Here is a 24,056-nt window from a genome sequence, read left to right on the forward strand (position 1 = left end):
TATTAAGATTGGTAGTTATGTAAAAAACTAGAAGAATCTTTTAAAAACTCAAAAAACCATTGAACAATCACAGTGAACTCGGGAATCAATAGCGACCCTTTCCACCATGAGGATTCTGGAAAACCAGTAAACGACAATACAAACAGCAAAGCGCTTACCACTAATGCCCCCCGGATAGCCCCAAAACAGATCCCCAATACCCTATCGGTACCGGTTAAACCCGTTGAGTTGACCAAGTGACTAAATAAGTAATTAACCAGCGCACCAAGCACAAGGGTGGCTATAAACAGCAGAACGATGGCTACGCCACTGCGATAATAGGGATTTTCAATGAGAGTGAAATAACTGGATAGATCGTGATAAAACTGTGACGCGATGAAAAAAGCCGCTACCCAAGAGACCAGCGACAGGGCCTCTTTAACGAAGCCGCGAACCAAGCTAATTAATGCCGACAATACTATTACGCCGATGATGACGTAGTCTACCCAAGCCATAAATTTTCTACTTGTTGAAAAACGCTGCGAATTCTACCAGAAACAAAAATAAAATGCGTACTTGTATTTTTTCATACTTACTTAAACAAAGGATCAAACTCGCGGATTTTACCGCTTAAGCCAGTGAGTTCCTTCAATTTACTTTGTTGCTGTTCTAGAGTTTTTTTCGATACATTTGGCCCTACAAATACCCTATTTAACTCCCCTTCTACAGCGGGCTCTGGGTATGAGTGAGCTTGAAAGCCAGCTTCTCTTAGCTTTGCGACTAAACGAGTGACGTTTTGAGAATTTTTAAAAGTACCTAGCTGAACAATGTAAGCAGGCTTGGCAAATTCAAGCTCCGGTGTATCCACTGCTTCGGCGGCTGGCTTTGTGTCACTACCTTTTGCAGTGGTAGTTGGCTGGTCCGAGCTGCCTGCAGGCTCGGTGCTGCTCGCATCGTCTGCTAACTCAGTAGCGACCAACTCTTGATCATTAGGCAAGTCGATAAGCAAAGGCGGAAGTGAGTCGACTTTAGGCGCAAAAGGGATCGCATTAAACTCTTCTTCAACACGCGTTTTTTTACCATCAAGAACGTCGGGAATGATAATTACCCCAAGCGCGACTAAAAAAATGGTTCCCACTAAGCGATTTTTAAACTGTGCGGTCAATGTTAACTCTCTACAGTTGCTGGAGGAGACAATTCTAATATCTCGGCCACGGTAAAAAAAGAACCAAACACAATTAACATGGCGTTATCGTCTAATAGTTTGAGGGCAGCTGAATAAGCCTGAGACAATTGCGGGTAGCGAGTTAAGTTTGATTGAGAAGAAAAGCAACTCGCCAATGCACTACCGTCGTCACCACGAGGACTATCCAAACCACTAATATGCCACTGCTCTACCATGCCCACTAAGGGTTGCACTGATTGCCGCATATCTTTATCACCCAGCATGGCGCACAGCGCAATAATTTTACGCCCATTAGCCAGAGCGGGTAATTGTGAAGCTAAGTAACTAGCAGACTGTGGGTTATGCGCCACATCCACCACTACCAAAGGTTTTTCAGAGATAACCTGCAAGCGACCAGCAAGCTGCCACTCTTTGATTGCTTTCGACAAATCAGCACTAGGTATTTCAAGCCCAAGTTGCTCTAAGGTTGCAATTGCAGTTCCGGCATTCGCTAAAGGTAAGCGAGGGTAAGGCAGACCTTGGTAAGTCAACTTAAGACCAAGATAAGCCCAGCTATCGGCCTCTTGTTCTAGCTGATATTCTTTCCCGGCGGCTAGCTGACGACAGTTAAGTTGAGCCGAACACTGCAAGACGCTGGAAACTATGTTGCTGTCCCCAACGACCACTTTACCATTTTCACGAAATATGCCGGCCTTCTCGCGACCAATTTGTTGAATGTCGTCACCCAACCAATCTACATGATCAACTGCAACGGTTGTAACCACGCTAACATTAGGCTCGACAATATTGGTTGCATCTAAACGTCCACCTAAGCCCACTTCTAAGATGACATAATCTAAAGGCTGCTGGGTAAACATCCAAACGGCGGCAAGGGTACCAAATTCAAAATAACTTAAGCTGGTTTCTTGGCGAAGCTCTTCAATAGCAGAAAATGACTGGCAAAATGCATCGGCTTCAGGCAATTGACCGTTTATTCTGACTCGCTCTCGATAGTCAAGAATATGTGGTGAGCTATAAACACCGACTTGATAACCTTGAGCAACTAAAATCTGCTCTAGTAGCGCGCAAGTAGACCCTTTGCCGTTGGTTCCCGCCACCGTAATCACTGTGGCATCTAAATGACGGAGCTTTGCTTGATCCGCCACTTTGGCAACCCGCGCTAAACCTAAATCAATCGCGCTATGATGCTGGGCTTCTAAATAACAAAGCCAGTCTGCAAGAGACCGGCTTTGAGCTTCTTTCTTAGACGACATATTATTCTTTTTCGTTAGCAGAAATAGTCGGTCCTAGTTCTTCATCAGCATCGATAGGTTCAAGCAATACTTCTGTGTCGGTGCTTACAATGCCCATCATTTTTGAGGTCATTCCAGCAATGCGATCACGCATGTTGCGGCGGTCAATAATAATATCGATAGCACCTTTTTCTAGCAAAAACTCACTGCGTTGGAATCCTTCTGGTAGTTTTTCACGAACGGTTTGTTCGATAACGCGAGGACCAGCAAAGCCAATTAACGCTTTTGGCTCGGCAATATTAATATCACCTAACATTGCAAAGCTGGCAGATACACCGCCCATGGTCGGATCCGTAAGCACTGAGAAATAAGGTAAACCTTTTTCACGCATTTTAGCCAACGCTGCCGAGGTTTTCGCCATCTGCATCAGGGAAAATAAGGCTTCTTGCATACGTGCACCGCCACTAGCTGAAAAGCAAATCAAGGCGCGGTTTTCAGCTAAGCACTTATCAACTGCAGCAACAAAACGAGCGCCCACTACCGAGCCCATAGAACCGCCCATATAGGCAAATTCAAAGGCACAAGCCACTACAGGTAAACCCTTCAGCTCACCTTTCATCACTACTAGTGCGTCTTTTTCACCAGTATTGCGCTGAGCGCTGGCAATACGATCTTTATACTTTTTACTATCTTTAAATCGAAGTTTATCGCGAGGCTCTAAATCTCCAGCCAACTCTTCACGACCATCTTGGTCTAAGAAGGCTTCTAAGCGGTCACGCGCGCCAATACGCATATGGTGGTCACATTTAGGGCAAACATTGTGGTTACGTTCTACCTCTGCACGGTATAAAGTTTGCTCACAGGAAGCACACTTCGTCCACACACCTTCTGGAATATTGCGTCGCTTACCAGAAGCACTTTTACTTTTCGGAAGAATTTTCTCTAACCAACTCATCGGGAACCTTACTTCTCAATAGGCGATAAAATCGCCGTGATAACAGAATGCATTGAATGGCGGCAATTAAACCACAATTGGCCAAAATATTTTACATAAAACTGGTCTAACCCTTCATTATCGTACAGTTTTTTTTAACTTGCTGGCAAAAATAGCGGTCCAATAGGTGAAATGGGTAAGCCAAACTCACTAGGATAATCAACTTGAACTAAATACAACCCTGCCGCTTTGGCAGTGGCTGCTGCTTGAGCACGATCTTTAAGCGCTAACAATTCAGCAATCCACTCTACAGGGCGCTCTTGCTGCCCAACTTTTAATAAGCTGCCAACAATATTGCGCACCATATGATGAACAAAAGCGTTCGCTTTAATGTCCACCACTACATAGTCGTTGTAACGACTCACTTTTAGATGCTCGACACGGCGAAATGGACTACGGCTTTGGCACTGTAATGCTCGAAATGAGGTGAAGTCTTGCTCGCCAAGTAGCGCTTGTCCAGCTTGCTCCATTAACTCAATATCAAGCGGCTGATGATAGAAGCTCAAACCTTGGGCAAGAATGGCTGGACGAAATCGACTGTTATAAATCACATAGCGATAACGACGCGCAGTAGCGCTAAAGCGAGCATGAAACTCGTCACTAACGGGCTTGGCCCAACGCACTGCAACATTTTTCGGCATGTTGGCATTTACGCCTAAAGTCCACGCTGCCATTTTCCGCTCAACCGGCGAGTCAAAATGCACCACTTGTCCGGTCGCATGAACGCCTGCGTCAGTTCTTCCTGCACATTGCACTTCTATCGGACTATTCGCCACTATAGACAGGCTAGACTCTAACTCTTGCTGAATTGATTGGACGTCTCGTTGGCGCTGCCAACCAAAATAACCGGCACCATCGTATTCGATGCCTAAAGCGATGCGCATAAATAACCACTGATTGTATCTTTGGCGGCTATGATAAAAAAATGACAGCATAAAGTCACCGCTTTATAAGCCAATAACATGGAATAACTGATACAAAAAAGGCAGTGATATTATCACTGCCTTTTTAAAATGGCTTAGTTTTAGCTAAAGCGAGAAAGTAACTCTTCGGCTTCTTTCTTCAAGCCCTTATCTTCGCTAATCAGCACTTCTTGAAGGATTTTTTTAGCCCCATCTTGGTCATCAATTTCCAAGTAGGCTCTTGCCAAGTCAAGCTTTGAAGCCATTTCAGCATTATCGTCAACATCTACTGCTGGTTGCTCTTGTGGCAATACATCTGGGAACGAATCGAGCTCCACGTCTAAGCTAGGGCTGTCATATGGATCCGCTTCTTCGGTAGATTCTTCATCAGCGTCATTTAGTAGCATATCAATATCAACAAACTCTCGTTCTTCAATATCGCTACGTGAGGGAAGCTCCTCTTGATCAGTTGGTTCAGCATCTTCATTAAAGGCATCTGAGCCGAAACTGGCAAACATGTTATCAATGTCGTCATCAGAGACTTCATCTACTTTCTCACCTGTATCTTCACTAACCACATCTGTGTTTAGTTCGGGCGTCTCTTCCTCGGCTAAGGAATCGAGCGCTATATCTTCAAGCTTGCTTTCAAAATTACCGATACTGGTAACATTTTCAGCGACTGCTTCCTCTGCAGCCTCAATCGAAGGGTCTTCAAGTTCGAGTTCGGTTAAGTCAACAAAATCATCATCTAAGTCAAAGGCTTCTGGCTCATTACTATCAGAAGTTTCAGGCTCGATGGTGTCACTTGTTTCTTCAGCAGTACTTAAAGCTTCTAAGTCAGCGGCGGCATCTTCAAGCGTTTCTGACTCATCTTCTAAACTGGCAAATTCATCTTCTAAGCTAGCAGTTGGGTCTTCAAGCGCAGTCAACTCGTCTTCGTCTAGTTCTGCTGATAAATCAATGTTGTCTAAATCGACCTTTTCTTGCTCGCTAACCTCAGATAGCTCAGCTTCCATTTCTTGCTGCTGCTTAAGCGCATCTTCAAACGAAAGCTCATCGCTATCAACTGGGCCTTCTTCGCTCACTTCAAACAAGTCTTCCTCATCGTCCATGGCCAAGGCAGCGGCTAGGTCATCTGCACTGATTACCGCATCAGGGTCTTCTTCCGCTGGGCTACCTTCCTCAAGCGCATCATCTAGCGATGGAACAAGATCGTCAGATTCAAAGGCATCTAACGCCGCCATTTCACTGTCGTCTAAGGAAATTTCGCTAATTGGGTCAGCGTCTTCTTGTGCAGAGGCAAAGTCTTCAAAGCTCGCTTCTTCAATCTCAGGCTCTAAATCATCTACATCATCTTCAAGCGATTCAGGCTCAGGGATAGTTTCATCAACACTTAGGTCTGGCTCATCTTCTTCAAACTGGCTATTTAAGTCTTCGGTTTGCTCATCTTCAGGCTCTAAGTTATCGCTAAATAGCTGTGAAAATTCATCGTTTTCATCGTCCATCATATTGATGGTTGATTCAGCCATTTCCTTATCTTGCTCTTCTAGCTCCTTTTTAGCCTTACGTCTAAATAGCAAGGTAATCACTAATGCAATAAGCAGAATTGGAATAAAAATCACCAAGCCAATATTTAGTGGCGAAGAAAAGAAGCCTGAACCGCTTTCTTTGTCCATCTCACTGGCTTCAATTTTTGGTTTTTCTAGTAGCTGTAAAATTTGAGTTTGATTGCGACGGTTTTCGTTTAACTCTTCACGAATACTGGCGAGTTCGTCACTTAGCTCTTGAATGCGCATTTTCATGCGATGGTTTACTTCGGCCAAACCCACCATTTGCTGGCTAGATTCATCCATTTGCTGCTTTAGTACATCAAACTCTTGGCGTTTTAACTGCTCTAGCTCGTCGATACGAGTTTCTAGGCGATCACGTAGGGAGTCTAAGTCTTTTTGCGTTTTCTCTAAGGCGCCAGCATCTGCCATTGGGCGAGCGGGAGTAACTGCTTTAGGCGTGGCAACTGGCGTAGCTGTTGTGGTAGTGGTTGTTTGTGCCGCCGGTTTATTAACAAGCACTTTAGTGGTTTTCTTCGGCGCTAAAGCGCTCACCGCCGCTTGATGACTTACCGCTTGTGCTTCGTCAGTGGTGGGAAGTGTAAGATAGCTACCGTTAATAATGGAGTTAATATTGCCATTATTAAAAGCTTGCGGGTTTTTATTCAATATCGCGAACATCATTTGATACACGCTGATTGAACGGGAAGGACGATTTAAACTAGCAATAGCCCATAAAGTATCGTTGCTGCGCACCGGCCCATATGTTTGCTGTTCAGGTTCACCAACAACTTCGTCTGGCCCCACTAACTCAACATAAAAGGTACCCGTTTCTTGTGCGATGGCTGTACTGAGAGTTGAAAATGATAAAACAGCCGACAATGCAACGAGGGAAATCTTCCGCCCCATAGTTTTTCCTTGTTTTCTTCCTGGAGACTGAATCGCTTCAATCCTTTGTTATTGCTTTAATATAACCAGCTAACAATAAGCGATCTAGCTAAACAACTAACAGTTTACGCCTAGATCGCATTTTACTACGCTTTTCCTCAACTAGAGTTATCGGCGCATTGACAATTATCTAAACATAATTCGCTTAAATATATTGTTTTATTAAAGTTTCTGCGATTAAAGCGGCGTTAGCCACCACACCCGATTGTGGATTATTAGCCATTAAACTTAAGTTAACACCATTTTCTGTATTTGGATTTTGACGTAAACGGCTTAGTACTATCGATTCACTGTTAGCAATATTACTCACTGGCGTAACCAGATCATCTTCAACTAATTCAAAGGTTTGGTGGTTAGATAACCATTCTTTGATGCTTAGCAAATCCAAAGAATAGGTTCCGTACAAATGCAGTGACAAAGTATCACCGTAAAAAACCGGAACATGCTGTGCGCTTACATTGATGTTAAGGTCTGGTGACTGCAACATAGCTCGACACTGCTCACTTAACTCCGCCTCAAACTGGCTAGCACCCAATAAAGCTTCCTCCCCCAGCTCTGGCAATAAGTTAAACGCGAGTTGTTGAGCAAACAATTTTGGCTCAACCGGTAAACCGTTTAGCAAACGCGCTGTTTGCCCTGCTAGTTCATCTACACCTGGCTTGCCTTTATTAGCCGCGCTCAGCATGGCATTGACTTCTACTCGTTCTAACTCAACATCTTGTTGGATGATGTGTAATAGCAAGGCAAGTTGACCGGCTAAACTACTTGGACAATTTAGCCAACGCTCAGACAAGCCTTCAGCAACTTGCTCAGGATTAACCGCAGCATGCACCCATGAGTACGCCTCTTTATTGGCACTCACCATGTCGATAATCACGCAACCGAGTTGACGGGCTTGCTCAGCTATATCTATGGCAGTTTCTTCACTAGATAATAGCCAAGCCACACTCACTTCCGACCAATTAAGTAGCTCAGCCTCGGCAAAATCAAGACTTTGACCTTGCCACTTTAAGCGACTTTCTTGCTCTTCTTCGTCAAGCTCTTCTGCTGCTTCGATGTTTAACGGTAAAATCTGCGCAGCAGGAAACTCTCGTTGCTCTAGTAAGCTTAGCAACTGCTGGCTTTGCTCACTTTCGGCACCGATGATTGCGACATTATGAAACTGTTGCATTATTTGTTCTCTTGAATGTTAAAGCCAAGCGCACCCAGGTTTGCTTGCTTATGTTGATTAACCACCTGCAGCGCAGAAAACTCTCTACGTTGCGGATAAAATTTGCGGAGTTTATCAAACCCTGTGGGGCTTGCTCCATGCTGGCGAAAGCGGCGATCGTCAGCAAAGATGTTGTACACCAGTTGAGTGAGTTTACTTAGCTGAGACTCTGTTAACTCCCCTTTGAGGGCAATCTGTGAAAACTCAGGTTCAGGTAATAACTTTTCACTTAGATCGTTAGCTTCAATCTGTAAAGCCTGGCACATGGCTTGGTAGACCATACTAGTGCCACGCATTTTCCCCTCTAGGCTATAACCAGCAATATGCGGAGTAGCAATGAACGCATACTTCACCAGGGGCTCAAGTATAATGGGTTCACCTTCCCATACGTCTAATACCAATAGCGGTGATTGCCCTTGCTCGGCAATTTCTAGCAAAGCTTGGTTGTCTATAACCTCTCCACGGCAGGCATTAATTAAAATTTGATCTGGCTTAAGTTTGCTAAGCACCTGCTGATTAAACAGATGATAACTGGGGTATTTGCCAGTTTTAGTTGATGGCACATGTAAGCTAATAACATCGGAAGCGATGACCTGCTCAAAGCTTACCGAAGTGGCGAGCCCCCCTTTCTCGGCAAGAGGCGGATCGTAAAGCATTACTTGCATGCCTAGAGCAGCTGCCCGGATTGCTACTTGTGAGCCAGTGTTTCCAGCACCAACTATAGCAATACTTTTCCCAGCCAGTGGTTGCTGGCGATACTCAGCGGCAGCTAACAAGGCAGTGGCTACATACTCTCCTACCGCAATGGAGTTACAACCTGGTGCGCTAGCAAAGGCAATCCCTTGGTCATTTAACAAGGTTTGATCTACATGTTCAGTGCCAATGGTAGCGGTTCCCACAAACTTTAACTTGTTAGCTTGCGAAAGTAACTGCCGATTAACCTTGGTCACTGAACGCACCAACAAAGCATCTGCATCAACCAGCTGCTGCGGCTGCATAGTTCGGCCATCTACAGCGACTACTTCACCGTGTTGGCTTAAAATTTGTTGGGCAAAAGGGATATTTTCATCGACAACTATTTTCATTGCATATGCTATTGAAGGCTACTTAGATTTTGAGGTGGGCAATCTTACCACGCGTTATAAATTCCATAAAAAAAAAGCTGCCTAAAGGCAGCTTTTTTCAAACAAAATTGATTTAGTCTTGGAAACGTTCGATTACAAGCGTAGCGTTGGTGCCACCAAAACCAAAGCTGTTAGACATTACGCGGTTTAGCTTCGCGCTCTTGGCTTGGTTAGCCACAATGTTCAAGCCTTCGGCTTTTTCATCCAAGGTATTGATATTAATGCTTGGTGCAACAAAGTCATTTTCCATCATCAACAAAGAATAAATAGCTTCATGAACACCCGCCGCGCCTAATGCGTGGCCAGTCATTGCTTTAGTTGCACTAATTAATGGGCTGTTACCACCAAACACTTCTTGAATAGCACCCAGTTCTTTCACATCGCCTACCGGCGTAGAAGTACCGTGAGTATTTACGTAATCAATATCGCCATCAAGCCCTTGCATAGCTTGGCGCATACAACGTACGGCCCCTTCACCTGATGGCGCAACCATGTCGTAACCGTCAGACGTTGCACCGTAACCCACTACTTCACCGTAGATTTTAGCGCCACGCGCAAGTGCGTGCTCTAATTCTTCAACAACAACCATGCCGCCGCCGCCAGAGATAACAAAACCATCGCGGTCTGCATCGTAAGTACGTGAGGCAAGCTCTGGGTTGTCGTTATATTTGGTAGACAATGCGCCCATGGCATCGAATTCCATGGCTAGTGTCCAGTGAAGTTCTTCACCACCACCGGCAAAAACCACGTCTTGTTTGCCTAATTGAATAAGCTCTAGAGCGTGGCCAATACAGTGAGCACTGGTCGCACAAGCACTACTAATTGAATAGTTAACACCTTTAATTTTAAACGGCGTTGCTAAACAAGCCGAGGTAGTGCTAGACATGGTTCTTGGCACCATGTAAGGACCAACACGTCGCACACCTTTAGCACGTAAAATATCAGCTGCTTCTACTTGGTTTTTAGAAGACGCTCCACCAGAGCCAACAACTAAGCCTGTACGCTCGTTCGAAACAAGTTCGTCAGCTAGCTTGGCATCTTCAATAGCTTGTTGCATAGACAAGTAAGAGAATGCTGCAGCATCGCCCATGAAACGCATGGTTTTACGGTCAACATGCTCAGCTGGGTTAATTTTTAAATCACCCCATACTTGGCTACGTAAGTTTTGCTCGGCAAACTCAGGTGAATGGGTAATTCCCGATTTACCTGCTTGTAAGGATGCTAATACTTCTTCTTTATTGTTACCGATACTAGATATAATGCCTAGCCCGGTGATAACTGCTCTTTTCATCAGATGGTCTCACGGGTTGTATTTGCTGCTATGTTACCGATTTTGCAGCCTAATCTGGTCGGATGAGAGTACACGTGTACGCTTAAATTTTCTAGTAAAACTCGAGGTAAAGTTTTGTCTTCATCGGATAATGTGAATAACACCACAACAGCCACGATTCATTGGAATCCTGAAGGTACCCCTGTGGCTACCGATTACGACGATGTCTATTTTTCTGTAGACAATGGTTTGGCCGAAAGTCGTTACGTTTTTATTGAACAAAATCAACTCACTGAGCGCTGGCAAAACCATCAAACCGCTAGCTACGTTATCGCTGAGACAGGCTTTGGCACTGGCTTAAACTTTTTAGCAGCATGGCAGCATTACCAGCAATTTCTCGAGGCGAACCCCGATACCGCTTTAACGCGACTACATTTTATTAGCTTTGAAAAACACCCTTTATCACTAAACGATCTAAGCCAAGCCCTAAAACAATGGCCTGAGCTTAAAGAGTTCAGTGACCAGCTAATTGCATTCTATCCAAAAATTATGACGCCAGGATGTCACCGAATTGCCTTTCGCTACCCGGTACCCATTACCTTAGATATTTGGATTGGTGATGTGCACCACAACCTGCCAGAAGTCCCGAACATCAGCGGAGGCTTGGTTAACTCTTGGTTTTTAGACGGCTTCGCTCCTAGCAAAAACCCTGACATGTGGACCCAGGAATTATTCGAAGGCATGGCCTTGCACTCTGCTGATGATGCTTCTTTAGCAACCTTTACAGCAGCAGGTTTTGTAAGAAGGGGCTTAATTGAAGCAGGCTTTGATGCTCACAAAGCCAAAGGCTTTGGCAGAAAACGAGACATGTTAGTGGGCCGCTTTAAACAACACTCCACACAACAAAGCCTAAACTCCCGACTATATAGCCGCCAAGGAATTAACGCTGGCGAAGACGTCGCTATTATTGGCGCTGGCATTGCAGGTGTTAGCCTCGCTTATGCTTTAGTTAAACGTGGGGTAAAAGTAAGCCTTTACGAAAAAAACAGTGCCGCTGCGTTAGAAGCATCAGGTAATCGACAAGGTGCTGTTTACCCTTTGCTTAGCCCTAACCAACCGCATGTTAGTGAGTTTTTTCAGCATGCCTTTAACTATCATCACCAAGTGTTAGCTCAGTTGGAGCAACAGCAGTTCGAAGTTGATCATGATTACTGCGGCTTATTGCAACTGGCTTATAACGACAAGTCTCAAGCAAAAAACCTCAATATAGCTCAAGCCGGTTATCCTCATGAATTGGTTTACCCAGTGGACAAGGCGACAGCCAGCAAGCTCGCGGGTGTAAGTCTAGATAATGAGGCTCTATATTACCCACTCGCGGGTTGGGTGAATGCTAAACAATGTGTGCAAACCATTCTAAAAGCAACCGAACAATCGGGTCTGTTAAGCGTGCACTACGGGCATGAATTAACCCAATTCGAACTTGAAAACCAACACTGTCGCCTATATTTTGGCTCGCAGGTACAACAACACAACAATATCGTTTTCTGCCAATCTCACCATCTATTGAAATTGCCCCAAACTGAGCAGCTACCCATTACCCCAGTGCGCGGACAAGTTAGCCATATCGATACCACTCCACAGTTAAGTAAGCTCAGTAAAGTATTGTGTTACGAAGGCTACTTAACTCCCGCAAACCAACAACAGCATTGCATTGGTGCCAGTTACATTCGCAACGATTTAAGCCTTGAGCTAAAAGCTAACGAAGCAGAAAAAAACTTAGCGGCTATTAGAAAGTGTCAGCCCCAACCATGGAATGAAAAGCTGCAATTAGCTGAGATACCAGGCCGAGCAGCAACCCGGTGTGCAGTGCGCGACCATTTTCCATTAATCGGTCAATTGCCAAACCTAGAGCAGTTGTTCAGTGAGCAATACCTGCAGCAATGGCAAGAGCTGACGCCACCAAGTTATGGTGGGGTATTTGTTGCCATTGGTTTTGGTTCAAGAGGAATATGCAGTGCGCCATTCGCCACAGAGTTGTTGGCCGCTCAATTGTGTAATGAACCGATGCCACTTAAGCAAAGTACTTTAAACTGCATTCATCCACATCGCTTTTGGAACAGACGTTTAGTAAAGAAGCGCCCTTTAGCCTTAAATTATCGCGAGTTTAAAACCAGATAAGCATGTAAAATTAGCATTCTAATTGGCCAAGGTAACAACGGAACGACCACGGCCAAAGTTGCTCATAGTTTAGGGAATTGTTAAACCTAAAGACTCACCATGGCGGGTTTGGCGCTGATAAGTACGAACCTTTTGCTGGGCATTGGCCAGTGCCGCCCTTCCCTTAGCATTTATTAACGCTTCCAGTTTGTCGCACTCAGTTGCACTTAAGCCTTGGGTTTGCTGAACAAAACGGTCTACACTTTGCTCGATTAAGCGGGTAATTTTTTGATGGTACTGCTGTGCTGCCGCGATGTAACCAATCCAAGATTGCTGAGCGGCAAAGTCTGCTTTGCTTTGGCTTATCCAGCGAGGCATGACTAAATCGGCACTTAACTGTAATTCTGGTTTAAGGGCTTCACAACGATCGTTGCGAACTTGCACCTTGGGTGTCCAATTCATTGTATATTGCGCTGCAATACTATAGCGATTGCCCTGTTTTTCGGGGCCTTGAGCTTTTAGCTGATTACGTAACTGGTTTAAATCATGCGCACTAATATCGTAATACTCTATACTGCTTTGCACCGAGGCAGACTGGGCGCATACAGAAAACAGTACACAAACAGCCACTACTCCTTGCCTGATCCATCTTGCTGGTTTCACTTTAGTTCCTCTAAATAATCCATTTCCGTTTGCTAGCGTTGCCGCTATTTATAGATTTATTTTTATATTTTGACCCAGCAGCATAACAGACAGCCAGCACAAGTTTGAAACTTTAACGAATAATCAATAACTTCTCGACTAAACTTATCTTTACACCGAACTACAGAACAGTTTTTGTGAATCACCTCAAAGCGCGGCATACAAATCTCTGTTTTTTATCAATTGAGACTTAGCAAGGTTGGCATTTAGCTTCATACTGTCAGCATACAAGGAGAGTTAATAGTAAATTATGTCGTTACCAATTCTCATATGCGATGACTCCAACCTCGCAAGAAAGCAAATGGCCCGCAGCCTTCCACCTGGCTGGGATGTAGAGATAAGCTTCGCCAAACATGGCCAAGAAGGGGTTGACCTGATCCGTCAAGGTAAAGGAGACGTGGTTTTCCTCGATCTCAACATGCCAGTAATGGACGGATATGAAGTACTAGAAGAAGTTCAGAAGAACGATTTACCGGCACTGATTATTGTGGTGTCTGGCGATGTTCAACCCGAAGCCTATAGCCGGGTAAAACAACTCGGTGCCCTCGATTTCATTAAAAAGCCCACTAACAAGGCTAAAATTGGAGAAATTTTGGTAGCCTACGGCATTGTTGAATCACAACAACTGCTTGAGCTTGAAAACGACTTAGCCGCTTTAGATAAAATGCCGGCACCGGTCAACGATACGCTTTCACCGAAAATTGTCGATTTTAGGGACCACTACCAAGAGATTGCCAACGTAGCAATGGGACGAGCAGCCGACTTGCTAGCGCGCTTACTCGATGCATTTATCGTTTTACCCATCCCCAACGTTAATATTCTTGAAACCAGTGAATTGCATATGGCGCTGACTTCGGTTGAAGAAAACGAAGCGATGTCAGCAGTATGCCAAGGCTTTATAGGCTCTGGTATCGCCGGAGAAGCGCTGCTTTTATTCCACGACTCTAGCTTCACAGACATGTCTAAGCTGATGAAATATGAAGGCGAGCTAGATGACAATGGCCAGCTGGAAGTGCTAATGGACATTGCCAACATTCTTATTGGCGCTTGTCTGAAGGGCGTATCCGACCAACTAGATGTTGGCTTTTCGCAAGGCCATCCAGTGGTGCTGGGACAACATTGTAATATCGGCGATTTAATAAATAGTAATACCAGTCGCTGGCAAAAAACCTTGGCAATTGAAATCAACTACACTATTGAAAAGCACAATATTCAATGTGACTTATTGTTGCTGATTACCGAAGATTCACTGCCAACCCTAAATAACAAAATTTCTTACTTATTTGAGCACCAATGAGCCAACATCAAAATGAAATGAATGAGTTCCACTGGATGCTGGACATGATACAAACTATCGATGTCGGCTTAGTGGTGCTCGATAAAGACTACCAAGTACAAGTGTGGAACAACTTTATGGAAACCCATAGTGGCTTGCGTCCCGACCAAGCCCAAGGTAAAAAGCTGTTCTCGCTATTTCCTCAGCTTCCAGAAGATTGGCTGCGCCACAAAATTGATTCTGTATTCTTTCTAAAGAATCGCGCATTCACCACCTGGGAGCAGCGTCCACACGTTTTTCCATTTAAAAATTATCGTCCTATTACTGGTACGGTAGATTTTATGTACCAAAACATCACCATTATTCCACTTACTTCATTAACCGGTATCGTTACCCATATTAGTTTGATTATTTATGATGTTACCGATAGTGCGGTAAATAAGCTTGAGGCGCAGAAGGTTAATGAAGAGCTAAAAATATTAAGCCGCACCGACAAGCTTACTCAGTTGTACAACCGAGGGTACTGGCAAGATAGATTAGACCAAGAATTTAATCGTTTTGTGCGAAACACGGCACCTAGCTCCTTGGTGATGTTTGACATTGACCACTTTAAAAAAGTAAACGATACCTACGGCCACCCAGCGGGCGACAAAATCATTACCTTAGTGGGTGACACCTTGCGCAAAGTTATGCGAAAAACCGATATTGCAGGGCGTTACGGCGGTGAAGAATTTGGCGTTATTTTAACTGATACAGACTCAGAACATGCCAAGATATTTTGTGAACGCCTAAGGACAGCGATTGAGGCCTTAAAACCGGTAGTGGATGGGATTGAAATTCCATTTACGGTAAGTTTGGGAGTTGCTGAACTGGATGACCAAACCGCCAGCGCAAAAGATTGGTTAGCAAATACCGACCAAGCTTTATACCAAAGTAAACACAAGGGACGAAACCAAACCAGTTTGTTTAGCCATAAAACACACTAGTTTTGGATAAGCATTAACGAAAAAAGCAAAGCCTAGGCTTTGCTTTTTTGTTTTCACTTAAGCACTTACGCTACAGCAGAAACTTGCTGCTGACTATCAGCAAACGAGATAGCATCGCGCCATAGGGCTTCTACTTGTGATTGCATAGTTTCGTCGGTTTCACCATCGAAGTGAGCATCCAACAAGGCAATATGCATTTGTGATTTTAAGCAATGCACCATTGGGCGACCACTTAGTTCAGTCAAGGTTGCTACTACACCTAGGTGATCACCTAAGTATTGAATAACATTTTTTGGTGGAGCATTTAGATTAGTGTCGTGGCTGTTCAGGTAAGTCTGTAGCAGGGTGACATAATTCTTGAGCATCGGTAACCTCATTTTCAGGGTTCGATACTCGATACATTATATAATCGCGGTAACCAGTAATTACCTTGATGCTTCCAGATAAATACTTATCTAGATCTGTATCGCCAGTATCAACAATCAACGGGCGTCCATGCAAAGATTTAAGTTTAGTTTTGCTTGCTACAACTACAATATTTTCCCGGCCAAGCTTGCGAATAACCGCAGGGCTTAGTTGTTGATTGCCACGGCCAAATAAATGACCCTGACCACCAATGGGTGTAATCAATAGCTTAGTTTGTACGTTGCTTATTCTATTAATCAGCTCAGCTTCGGTCAAATCCTCTTGGACGATTTGGTGATCTTTAACCAAATCTACTCCCAGAAGAGTATTAGGCAGTGATAACTCCTGCATAATAGCGGCTACAGTGGAGCCTGATCCTGCGATAAACTGCTCATCTTCTAACAACTCAATCACTTCGGCGGCGATATCCTGTAAAACCAGCTCTTCGGATTCAATACCACCTTGCTTAACAGACTGAACATAACGCACTTCATCGGGCACTAACATCTCGCCAAAACACTTAGCTCGAACCCTGCCTTCTCGAAATGCTTTCTCATCAATATCCATTACCTCAGCATTTTTCAGGCTTAACATTTCGCCCTTGAGCAACTTCTCAATGACAATGCCACTAGCGGCAGGCGTTACCCCGTAAACACCCGAATGAATTTTGCAGCCAGCTGGAATACCTAGGCACTTAGTCCCCTCACCCGCAGCACCTAGCACATCACGGGCAGTACCATCTCCACCAGCAAACACCAATAGCTCAATGCCCTGTTCAGCCAGTAGCTTAGCAGCTTGTTGTGTATCGCTTGCTTGCGAGGGCTGCTTAGCTTGATAAATCACTTTATGAGGCAGTGATAGCTTTTGGCACAAGCTTTCACCCATTTCGCCAGAGGCGGTGTAAACAACAAACTCTAGCTTAATATCACTAAGTGCCCGTAAGGCTTGTTCGGCGCGCAAGTTGGCTTTTTTTGTTGCTCCCTTAGCAAGTGCCTGTTCACTCACCCCATCAGAGCCTTTTAGCGCAACGCTACCACCAACACCAGCGATGGGATTTACAATCAAACCAAGTTTAATCATTTGCAACCTCAACCAATGCTTGGTTTGCCTTGTTTAACACCGTCATGAATTTTTGAGCCCTTACCGGAAAGCCTTGCTGCAAATATAGCTGATACTGCTCCTCAACCGCAGCAGAAAACGCATGGCGGTCACTTTGAAAGCCAGATAAGTTATCAACACTCACTTGAAAAGTACGTCCTGCAGCACGCGCTAAGCCACATTCCACGGCTTGCGGCTTATATTCCACTTTTTCAAAGTCCAATTGCTGCTGCTGGTTTCGCCCATCTGCCTTATACCAATAGCCATAATCTTCTAGCTGTCGGCGCTGCTCACCGGCAATGCACCAATGAGCAATCTCGTGTAAGGCACTGGCATAAAAACCATGAGCAAACACTATTTGGTGCTTAACCCTATCTTCACTTGCTGGTAGATAAATCGGCTCATCTTCTCCAGCAACTAGCTCAGTATCAAAATCAGCAAAGGTTTCATTAAACAGTAAAATAAGCTGCTTTACGTCATCCAGCATCGCTATTCTCTAGTTCTCGCTATGCTATAAAAAAGCCCCTAAATGCAACATTTAAGGGCTTACTGTTATTTGCTATATGCTTAACGCAGGATCGGCGTTTCTGTCGCTACAGCGCCGTTTTGGCCGCGCTGGCGTAAACAATGATCCATTAACACAATCGCTAACATTGCTTCAGCAATCGGTACTGCGCGAATACCAACACATGGGTCGTGGCGCCCTTTGGTCACAACTTCTACCGGCTTGCCATATTTATCAATAGTTTGCCCAGGTACAGTAATACTTGAAGTGGGTTTTAAGGCAATATGTGCAACAACATCTTGACCAGACGAAATGCCCCCCAACACACCACCGGCATGGTTAGAACTAAAGCCTTCAGGCGTCATTTCATCGCGATGCTCACTACCACGTTGGTTAACTACCGCAAAGCCGTCACCAATTTCTACCGCTTTAACTGCGTTAATGCCCATTAATGCATGCGCAATATCAGCATCTAAACGATCAAATACTGGCTCACCTAAGCCAACTGGAACTTGTTTAGCAACAATACTTAAACGCGCGCCAATTGAATCACCTTCTTTTTTCAGCGCTCGCATAAACTCATCAAGCTCTTCCAACTTGCTTTCGTCAGGAAAGAAAAACGGGTTCTGCTCGATTTGAGAGAAGTCGATATTCTCAGCTTTTACTGGGCCGAGTTCACTTAAGTAACCGTGGATCTCTACACCGTGATGTTGCTTCAAATATTCTTTAGCGATTACACCCGCCGCTACCCGCATAGCGGTTTCACGAGCAGAAGAGCGACCACCACCACGGTAATCTCGGGTACCGTACTTTTGATGGTAGGTATAGTCTGCATGGCCGGGGCGGAACATATCTTTTATATTAGAGTAGTCTTTTGAACGCTGATCGGTGTTCTCAATCATTAAGCCAATCGAGGTACCGGTAGTCTTTCCTTCAAATACACCTGCAAGAATTTTAACTTGGTCAGGTTCACGACGCTGGGTGGTATAGCGTGATGTACCAGGCCTACGACGATCCAAATCTTTTTGAATCATTGCTTCGTTAATTTCTAGTCCCGGTGGACACCCATCAATAATACAACCCAGTGCAACACCGTGGCTTTCACCAAAGGTTGTTACGCGAAAGAGCTGGCCAATGCTGTTTCCTGCCATTAATTCTATCCTTACTGTTCAAATTGCGAGCGGCAAGCAAGCAATTGCTCGCGGCTAATAATAAATACTCCGTGCCCGCCGTTGGTAAACTCTATCCATGTAAACGGAACATCGGGAAACTGTTGCTGCATATGCACTTGGCTATTGCCAATTTCTACAATTAACAAACCATTTGGAGTTAAGTGATCTGCGGCATCAGCCAAAATCTTTTTAGTTAACTCTAAGCCATCAAAACCCGATGCCAAGCCTAACTCAGGCTCATGCATAAACTCATCAGGCAAGTTACTCATGTCTTCAGCATCAACATAAGGCGGATTGCTGACAATTAGATCATAAGTATGTCCTTTCAACGCGTTTAAGCCATCAGACAAAATAGGCGTAACTTGTTGCTCTAAGCCATGCCCTTGAATATTAATCTCGGCTACAGCTAAGGCGTCCTCCGAAATATCAACCGCATCTACTTCTGCTTCGGGGAAAGCATAAGCGCAACCAATAGCTATACAAGCGCTGCCCGTGCATAAATCTAGTATCCGCTTGGGCTCTTCTACCAACCACGGCGAGAATTGGGTTTCAATAAGTTCAGCAAAAGGAGAACGAGGCACAAGCACTCTTTCGTCCACGTAAAACTCTAAACCAGCAAACCATGCTTTATTGGTTAAATAAGCCACAGGCAAGCGCTCTTGAACACGCTTAACCACCAACTCAACCAATAAACTACGTTCTTGACGAGTTAAACGCGCATGCCTTACCTCTGGATCAACATCCAAAGGTAAATGAAGACTAGGCAAAATAAGTTGCACCGCTTCGTCCCAAGCGTTGTCAGTTCCATGACCATAGAAAACGCCAGAAGCATTAAATCGACTCACCGCCCAGCGGATCATATCTTGAATAGTATGTAGCTCATCGATTGCTTCTTCGATAAATATCTTTTCCAATTTGGCCTCCAGATTAAGTACAATCACCCACTATATGGCTTCAGGCACAACTGATAATAAAAGATGAAAAAACCAACTGACGAAGATTTCGCTGCTTTCAAAGAAGCGCTCAAAGGCGTTCGCCAGATAAAACAAGATAAAATAAGTCTTGAGCCCACTCGAATCAAGCAAAAAAGCCAACAAAGGGAAAAACAACAACGAGCAGCGCTAAATAATAGTCAATTCTTCTTCTCAGACGAGTACCACCCTTTACTCCCCGACGAAGGCCCAATGCGTTGGCAAAGTGATGAATGTGATCCCTATGAACTAAAAAAACTAAGGCGTGGTGATTACTCGCCTGAGATCATGCTGGATTTACATGGCCTAACGCAACTGCAAGCCAAACAAGAAATTGCTGCCTTAATTGTTGAATGCAAACAGCAGCATTATCATATTGCTTCAATTATGCATGGCCATGGCCAACAAATACTCAAAACTAAAGTGCCTCAATGGCTTGCGCAGCACCCCGAGGTATTAGCTTTTCACCAAGCGCCCAAAGTGCATGGTGGCTCTAGCGCTTTACTGATATTAATCAGCTCCCCAAACTAAAAAACCACTCCGAAGAGTGGTTTCTATTTTCAAAATAAAGCGCTTAGTTTAGGCGGCTTTATTCTTGAATTCGTCGATATGTTGATTAACTTCTGCCACTGTTTGCCGGTGCTTAGTGGTTTTGTGATTAGCCAACGTTTCTAATTTACCATTTTTGAACTCGTATGCCCCTCGTCCTTGAATATACAAGCGTCCTTTGAAAAACGCTTTAACGTAACGGGCAATTTTTACCGGAGAATAGCGCGAAAATATCTTCATTCGTTATGTCCACTGCTGTTTTGACAAAACGAATATTACAGGGAGACTTAGGCGAACCCTAAACAAATCGGCGGCAATTTACGGTTCCGCGAAGAAGATCTCAAAAGCACAAAAAACTGGGAACCTTTGAGATCTAGAGTAAAACACCACCATACAAACTTTAGCTAGTTTAATAGCTGGTTTTGTTACAAAGTGACTGGATGCTGCAGGGAGATAAACCTGTTTTCTTGGCCAACCTGAAGCTCAGCTACGGCAGCGGTGCTAAATAAAGGAGCACCAGCCTCTGCCACTAAGCCTTCTACAATAAAGCCCACCAAAGGCAAATGAGATACCACCAATAAACTGCCTTGTGGCTGCTCTAAGGCAAGCTCATTAATTAAGCTCACCACGGCAACTTCATCACCAGAAGGAGTAAGCTCATTCAGCTCAATCACTTTTACAGCCTCAGGTAAGCTTTTAGCCAAACCTTGCCAAGTTTGCTGGGCACGCAAATATGGACTAACTAATACATAATCTAATTGCGGTAGTTTGTCGGCTAGATAAGCCCCCATTTTACCTACTTCATTTAAGCCAGACTGATTGAGTGCTCGCTCGCTATCGCTAGCAGCGAACATTTCGGCTTCACCATGACGCATGATAAATACTTGCATAAAAGGGCTCTTCTTAATAATTGAGACGCGTTAAACGCTTAAGCTTACTAATTTTGGCTGCTAATTTAATTGATATGCCACAAAACATCCATCAGAGTTTGCAAGACCAAGTTAAGCGACTGATAATCATACTAACGACATAAACAAGGAATGTTGCCTTGCGCACTAGCCCTAACGATCCAAAACAATATCGTTACATAACATTAGACAATGGTCTTAAGGTCTTGTTAGTTCATGATGAATCAGCGCAAAAGTCGGCTGCTTCACTGGCGGTAAACATTGGCCATTTTGACGATCCTAAACACCGTGAAGGGCTGGCTCACTTTTTAGAGCACATGCTTTTTTTGGGTACCGACTCTTACCCCAAAGCTGGAGAGTACCAAAGTTTCATTAATCGCCACGGGGGCAGCAATAACGCATGGACTGGTACCGAGCACACAAATTACTATTTTGATATCGATAACGAATGGTTTGATGAAGCCCTAGATCGTTTCAGTCAGTTTTTCATATGCCCATGTTTTAATCCCGAATTAGTAGAGCGCGAGCGCCAAGCGGTAAATTCTGAGTACCAACTCAAAATTAAAGACGACGTTCGCCGCATCTATCAGGTGCATAAAGAAACCGTAAACCCCGAGCACCCATTTAGTCAGTTTTCGGTAGGCAGTTTAGATACCCTTAGTGACGGTGACAGCTTAATTCGTGACGATCTGATTGCCTTTTATCAACAGCACTATTCAGCTGACTTAATGTCCTTAGCGGTATTAAGCCCACATGAACTTGACCAAAACGAAGCTCACGTGCGTCAACTTTTTGCTGCAGTGCCAAAGGTAGCGGTTAATAAACCTCAAATAGCGCCCTTTTATTTGCCAGAGCACTTAGCATTAGAGACACATATTCAACCAGTTAAAGATCTTAAGAAACTCACTTTGTCATTCGGCTTTGGCGACATGGACTCTCTGTATAAGCAAAAGCCGTTAACTTATATTGCCCATATTTTAGGTTATGAAGGGCCAGGTAGTTTAGTTGCTTTACTACGCCACGCTGGTTTAGTGAACTCTATGGCTGCGGGTGGCGGTGTCAACGGCAGTAATTTCAAAGACTTTTGCATCAGTTACTCCTTAACCGATGAAGGCTTGAACTGCATAGACTCAATCATTGATGCTAGCTTTAGTTACTTGGAGATGATTCGCCAACACGGCTTACAAGCGTGGCGCTACAGTGAAAAACAACAAGTATTTGAACGCGCTTTTCTCTATCAAGAGAAATCACGCGCAATCGACTTGGTCTCCCACCTCGCCATTAACTTGCAACACTATCCGCCCGAAGATGTTATTTATGGTGATTACGCCATGGAGAACTACGATCAGGCACTTATATCGCAATGCTTGAAACAAATAGTGCCAGAGCGAATGAGGATTACTTTAGTCTCCCCCAATGTTAAAGGAGATAAAGTTGCTAAGTGGTACCACACGCCCTACTCGGTAAAAAAAATAGAGCCGGAGCGCATTAAACGTTGGCAGTCGCCGAACGAATTAGAAAGCTTGAAGTTACCTGCCAGCAACCCATTTTTGTCGTTTAACCCTTCGCCTTTGGTTGAAGCTCAAGAACAAGAAGCCGAACCTCGGCTAATACTCGACAAGCCTGGTTTTCGTTTGTGGTTTAGCAATGAACCGGAGTTTAGAGTGCCCAAAGGGCATTTGTATGTGTCTGTAGATTCAAAGCATGCAGTCGCCTCGGTGAGAAATATCGTCTGCACCCGCCTAATGGTAGAGCTAATGTTAGATCACTTAAGTGAAATGACTTACCAAGCCGAAATCGCCGGTATGTCCTATCAGTTGTATGCCCATCAAGGCGGCTACACTCTGCATTTATCTGGTTTTAGTGATAAGCAAATATTACTGCTTAAAATGATTATGAATAACCGTTTATTTGGTCATTTTGAGCGTAAGCGCTTTGGCATAATCAAACAGCAACTGGCTAAGCATTGGCAAAACCAGATGCAAGTAAAGCCGATTTCGCAATTGTTTAGCGAACTTACATCTTTACTGCAACCCAATAATCCGCCGCCTAGCGCCTTACTTGAGGCCCTGGAAGACGTTCAGCTAGAAGAGCTGCCCGATTTTGTGGCCAAGCTTTACCAGAATATTCACATTGAGATGCTGGCCTACGGCAATTGGTCGGAGCCAAAAATTGCTGAACTGGGTGAATTTATTCAACAGGAGATTTCACCCGATACCAGCCCATCTAAGGAAACACCTAGAAAGCTAATTAGCATTAAAGATCAAGGAAGCTTGCTCTACGAAGTTGACAGCCAACAAAATGATTCGGCACTGATGATTTATTACCAAAGCCGAGACTTAAGCCCAGAGAGCATTGCCTTGTTTACCTTAAGTAACCACATAATGACCTCAACCTTTTTCAATGAACTACGCACCAAGCAGCAACTGGGTTACATCGTAGGTACTGGTAATCTGCCGCTTAACCGCCACCCTGGCATTATTTTCTATGTGCAATCTCCCCATGGACAACCACAAACATTGCTTAATGCTATTAATGACTTTTTAGACGAATTTCCTGTACTGATGTTTGAGCTAAGCGATGCGCAATGGCAACAAAGCAAACAAGGGCTTATTGCACAAATACTCGAGCGCGAAAGTAATATGCGCACCCGCGCCCAGCGTTTTTGGGTAAGCATAGGCAATAAAGATTTAACCTTTAGGCAACGCCAGCGTGCCGCAGAATGTATTGAACAGCTTGAACGCGTTGACTTGGTTCGATTTATGATGAGCTTAAAAAGTAAGCAGCGAGACCGGGTGATTGTTTACAACCATGGAGCAAGCGAGCAGCAGCCGGAGCCTTTAAATACTCATCATTTAGAAACAGTTCGGATAATTAACAGCCGTAGTGAATTTCAGAGTGATTCAGCGATTTATTGCTACAACTAGCGAGGCTG

General features: G+C 44.3%; 22 protein-coding genes. 5 read left to right on the forward strand and 17 right to left on the reverse strand.

The features are described 5' to 3' along the window. Positions 1–2: 2 nt before the first annotated feature. From K5609_RS12625 to fabB, 9 genes are all read right to left on the reverse strand, one after another. Positions 3–494: a CvpA family protein gene (locus tag K5609_RS12625; RefSeq protein ID WP_016403410.1), complete on the reverse strand. Its 492-nt coding sequence runs from the start codon at positions 492–494 to the stop codon at positions 3–5. A 77-nt stretch (positions 495–571) separates the two neighbouring features. Next, entirely contained in the window at positions 572–1,144 is a 573-nt protein-coding gene (locus tag K5609_RS12630) for an SPOR domain-containing protein (RefSeq protein ID WP_221073957.1), read from the reverse strand. Between the two features lie 2 nt (positions 1,145–1,146). Beyond that, positions 1,147–2,418 (reverse strand): bifunctional tetrahydrofolate synthase/dihydrofolate synthase, encoded by a 1,272-nt coding sequence (gene folC / locus K5609_RS12635; protein WP_221073958.1) that lies wholly within the window; start codon positions 2,416–2,418, stop codon positions 1,147–1,149. 1 nt (position 2,419) lies between these two features. Further along, positions 2,420–3,352: an acetyl-CoA carboxylase, carboxyltransferase subunit beta gene (gene accD, locus K5609_RS12640; protein WP_221073959.1), complete on the reverse strand. Its 933-nt coding sequence runs from the start codon at positions 3,350–3,352 to the stop codon at positions 2,420–2,422. Positions 3,353–3,486: 134 nt separating this feature from the next. Beyond that, positions 3,487–4,275, reverse strand: coding sequence for a tRNA pseudouridine(38-40) synthase TruA (gene truA / locus K5609_RS12645; RefSeq protein ID WP_221073960.1), 789 nt, complete (start codon positions 4,273–4,275; stop codon positions 3,487–3,489). A gap of 140 nt (positions 4,276–4,415) precedes the next feature. Beyond that, complete coding sequence (locus K5609_RS12650) at positions 4,416–6,749, reverse strand: FimV/HubP family polar landmark protein (protein ID WP_221073961.1); 2,334 nt, start codon at positions 6,747–6,749, stop codon at positions 4,416–4,418. A 184-nt stretch (positions 6,750–6,933) separates the two neighbouring features. Then, entirely contained in the window at positions 6,934–7,959 is a 1,026-nt protein-coding gene (locus tag K5609_RS12655) for an Asd/ArgC dimerization domain-containing protein (RefSeq protein ID WP_221073962.1), read from the reverse strand. Then, positions 7,959–9,083, reverse strand: a complete 1,125-nt coding sequence (locus K5609_RS12660) for a 4-phosphoerythronate dehydrogenase (protein WP_221073963.1) — start codon at positions 9,081–9,083, stop codon at positions 7,959–7,961. Before K5609_RS12660 ends, K5609_RS12655 begins: the two co-directional genes overlap by 1 nt. Before the next feature lie 112 nt (positions 9,084–9,195). After that, positions 9,196–10,413, reverse strand: a complete 1,218-nt coding sequence (gene fabB, locus K5609_RS12665; RefSeq protein ID WP_221073964.1) for a beta-ketoacyl-ACP synthase I — start codon at positions 10,411–10,413, stop codon at positions 9,196–9,198. Positions 10,414–10,527: 114 nt separating this feature from the next. Between fabB and mnmC the strand changes: the two genes are divergently transcribed. Further along, the gene (gene mnmC / locus K5609_RS12670) at positions 10,528–12,570 is read left to right on the forward strand and encodes a bifunctional tRNA (5-methylaminomethyl-2-thiouridine)(34)-methyltransferase MnmC2/FAD-dependent 5-carboxymethylaminomethyl-2-thiouridine(34) oxidoreductase MnmC1 (protein WP_221073965.1); all 2,043 of its coding nucleotides are present in this window, start codon (positions 10,528–10,530) and stop codon (positions 12,568–12,570) included. 69 nt (positions 12,571–12,639) lie between these two features. Here the strand turns inward: mnmC and K5609_RS12675 are convergent, their stop codons facing one another. After that, positions 12,640–13,212, reverse strand: coding sequence for a DUF922 domain-containing protein (locus K5609_RS12675; RefSeq protein WP_221073966.1), 573 nt, complete (start codon positions 13,210–13,212; stop codon positions 12,640–12,642). A 289-nt stretch (positions 13,213–13,501) separates the two neighbouring features. On the opposite strand from K5609_RS12675, the gene K5609_RS12680 reads away from it, so the two are divergent. Beyond that, complete coding sequence (locus tag K5609_RS12680) at positions 13,502–14,548, forward strand: response regulator (RefSeq protein WP_221073967.1); 1,047 nt, start codon at positions 13,502–13,504, stop codon at positions 14,546–14,548. Further along, complete coding sequence (locus tag K5609_RS12685; protein ID WP_221073968.1) at positions 14,545–15,513, forward strand: GGDEF domain-containing protein; 969 nt, start codon at positions 14,545–14,547, stop codon at positions 15,511–15,513. Before K5609_RS12680 ends, K5609_RS12685 begins: the two co-directional genes overlap by 4 nt. Positions 15,514–15,578: 65 nt before the next feature. On the opposite strand, the gene K5609_RS12690 is transcribed toward K5609_RS12685, so the two are convergent. The 5 genes from K5609_RS12690 to prmB all read right to left on the reverse strand — a co-directional run bounded on the left by K5609_RS12690 (position 15,579) and on the right by prmB (position 19,607). Then, positions 15,579–15,878 (reverse strand): hypothetical protein, encoded by a 300-nt coding sequence (locus K5609_RS12690; protein WP_163131831.1) that lies wholly within the window; start codon positions 15,876–15,878, stop codon positions 15,579–15,581. Next, positions 15,823–16,998 (reverse strand): ATP-NAD kinase family protein, encoded by a 1,176-nt coding sequence (locus K5609_RS12695; protein WP_221073969.1) that lies wholly within the window; start codon positions 16,996–16,998, stop codon positions 15,823–15,825. Before K5609_RS12695 ends, K5609_RS12690 begins: the two co-directional genes overlap by 56 nt. Next, positions 16,991–17,503: an elongation factor P hydroxylase gene (locus K5609_RS12700; RefSeq protein ID WP_221073970.1), complete on the reverse strand. Its 513-nt coding sequence runs from the start codon at positions 17,501–17,503 to the stop codon at positions 16,991–16,993. The genes K5609_RS12695 and K5609_RS12700 overlap by 8 nt, the downstream gene beginning before the upstream one ends. An 80-nt stretch (positions 17,504–17,583) precedes the next feature. Then, positions 17,584–18,672: a chorismate synthase gene (gene aroC, locus K5609_RS12705; protein ID WP_152781102.1), complete on the reverse strand. Its 1,089-nt coding sequence runs from the start codon at positions 18,670–18,672 to the stop codon at positions 17,584–17,586. Positions 18,673–18,683: 11 nt separating this feature from the next. Continuing rightward, the gene (gene prmB, locus K5609_RS12710; protein WP_221073971.1) at positions 18,684–19,607 is read right to left on the reverse strand and encodes a 50S ribosomal protein L3 N(5)-glutamine methyltransferase; all 924 of its coding nucleotides are present in this window, start codon (positions 19,605–19,607) and stop codon (positions 18,684–18,686) included. 63 nt (positions 19,608–19,670) lie between these two features. Here prmB and smrB point away from each other — a divergent pair, with 63 nt between their 5' ends. Next, a complete protein-coding gene (smrB, locus tag K5609_RS12715) occupies positions 19,671–20,195 on the forward strand; it encodes an endonuclease SmrB (RefSeq protein ID WP_221073972.1) in 525 nt (174 codons plus the stop codon). A gap of 48 nt (positions 20,196–20,243) precedes the next feature. Here the strand turns inward: smrB and K5609_RS12720 are convergent, their stop codons facing one another. Together K5609_RS12720 and sixA are read right to left on the reverse strand one after the other, a co-directional pair. After that, positions 20,244–20,453 (reverse strand): DUF1107 family protein, encoded by a 210-nt coding sequence (locus K5609_RS12720; RefSeq protein ID WP_016403429.1) that lies wholly within the window; start codon positions 20,451–20,453, stop codon positions 20,244–20,246. A 185-nt stretch (positions 20,454–20,638) separates the two neighbouring features. Further along, a complete protein-coding gene (gene sixA, locus K5609_RS12725; protein ID WP_221073973.1) occupies positions 20,639–21,103 on the reverse strand; it encodes a phosphohistidine phosphatase SixA in 465 nt (154 codons plus the stop codon). Between the two features lie 158 nt (positions 21,104–21,261). On the opposite strand from sixA, the gene K5609_RS12730 reads away from it, so the two are divergent. After that, positions 21,262–24,048, forward strand: coding sequence for an insulinase family protein (locus K5609_RS12730; RefSeq protein WP_221073974.1), 2,787 nt, complete (start codon positions 21,262–21,264; stop codon positions 24,046–24,048). The last annotated feature ends 8 nt before the right edge of the window (positions 24,049–24,056 follow it).

It is taken from the genome of Agarivorans aestuarii, from assembly GCF_019670125.1.
Classification (GTDB): Bacteria; Pseudomonadota; Gammaproteobacteria; order Enterobacterales; family Celerinatantimonadaceae; genus Agarivorans; species Agarivorans aestuarii.

Coding starts and splice junctions, on each gene's coding strand:
- K5609_RS12625 (WP_016403410.1), bottom strand. CDS start 494: ATGGCTTGGGTAGACTACGTCATCATCGGCGTAATAGTATTGTCGGCA.
- K5609_RS12655 (WP_221073962.1), bottom strand. CDS start 7,959: ATGCAACAGTTTCATAATGTCGCAATCATCGGTGCCGAAAGTGAGCAA.
- aroC (WP_152781102.1), bottom strand. CDS start 18,672: ATGGCAGGAAACAGCATTGGCCAGCTCTTTCGCGTAACAACCTTTGGT.
- K5609_RS12650 (WP_221073961.1), bottom strand. CDS start 6,749: ATGGGGCGGAAGATTTCCCTCGTTGCATTGTCGGCTGTTTTATCATTT.
- sixA (WP_221073973.1), bottom strand. CDS start 21,103: ATGCAAGTATTTATCATGCGTCATGGTGAAGCCGAAATGTTCGCTGCT.
- smrB (WP_221073972.1), top strand. CDS start 19,671: ATGAAAAAACCAACTGACGAAGATTTCGCTGCTTTCAAAGAAGCGCTC.
- K5609_RS12660 (WP_221073963.1), bottom strand. CDS start 9,083: ATGAAAATAGTTGTCGATGAAAATATCCCTTTTGCCCAACAAATTTTA.
- K5609_RS12685 (WP_221073968.1), top strand. CDS start 14,545: ATGAGCCAACATCAAAATGAAATGAATGAGTTCCACTGGATGCTGGAC.
- truA (WP_221073960.1), bottom strand. CDS start 4,275: ATGCGCATCGCTTTAGGCATCGAATACGATGGTGCCGGTTATTTTGGT.
- accD (WP_221073959.1), bottom strand. CDS start 3,352: ATGAGTTGGTTAGAGAAAATTCTTCCGAAAAGTAAAAGTGCTTCTGGT.
- K5609_RS12700 (WP_221073970.1), bottom strand. CDS start 17,503: ATGCTGGATGACGTAAAGCAGCTTATTTTACTGTTTAATGAAACCTTT.
- K5609_RS12695 (WP_221073969.1), bottom strand. CDS start 16,998: ATGATTAAACTTGGTTTGATTGTAAATCCCATCGCTGGTGTTGGTGGT.
- folC (WP_221073958.1), bottom strand. CDS start 2,418: ATGTCGTCTAAGAAAGAAGCTCAAAGCCGGTCTCTTGCAGACTGGCTT.
- K5609_RS12680 (WP_221073967.1), top strand. CDS start 13,502: ATGTCGTTACCAATTCTCATATGCGATGACTCCAACCTCGCAAGAAAG.
- K5609_RS12690 (WP_163131831.1), bottom strand. CDS start 15,878: ATGCTCAAGAATTATGTCACCCTGCTACAGACTTACCTGAACAGCCAC.
- fabB (WP_221073964.1), bottom strand. CDS start 10,413: ATGAAAAGAGCAGTTATCACCGGGCTAGGCATTATATCTAGTATCGGT.
- K5609_RS12720 (WP_016403429.1), bottom strand. CDS start 20,453: ATGAAGATATTTTCGCGCTATTCTCCGGTAAAAATTGCCCGTTACGTT.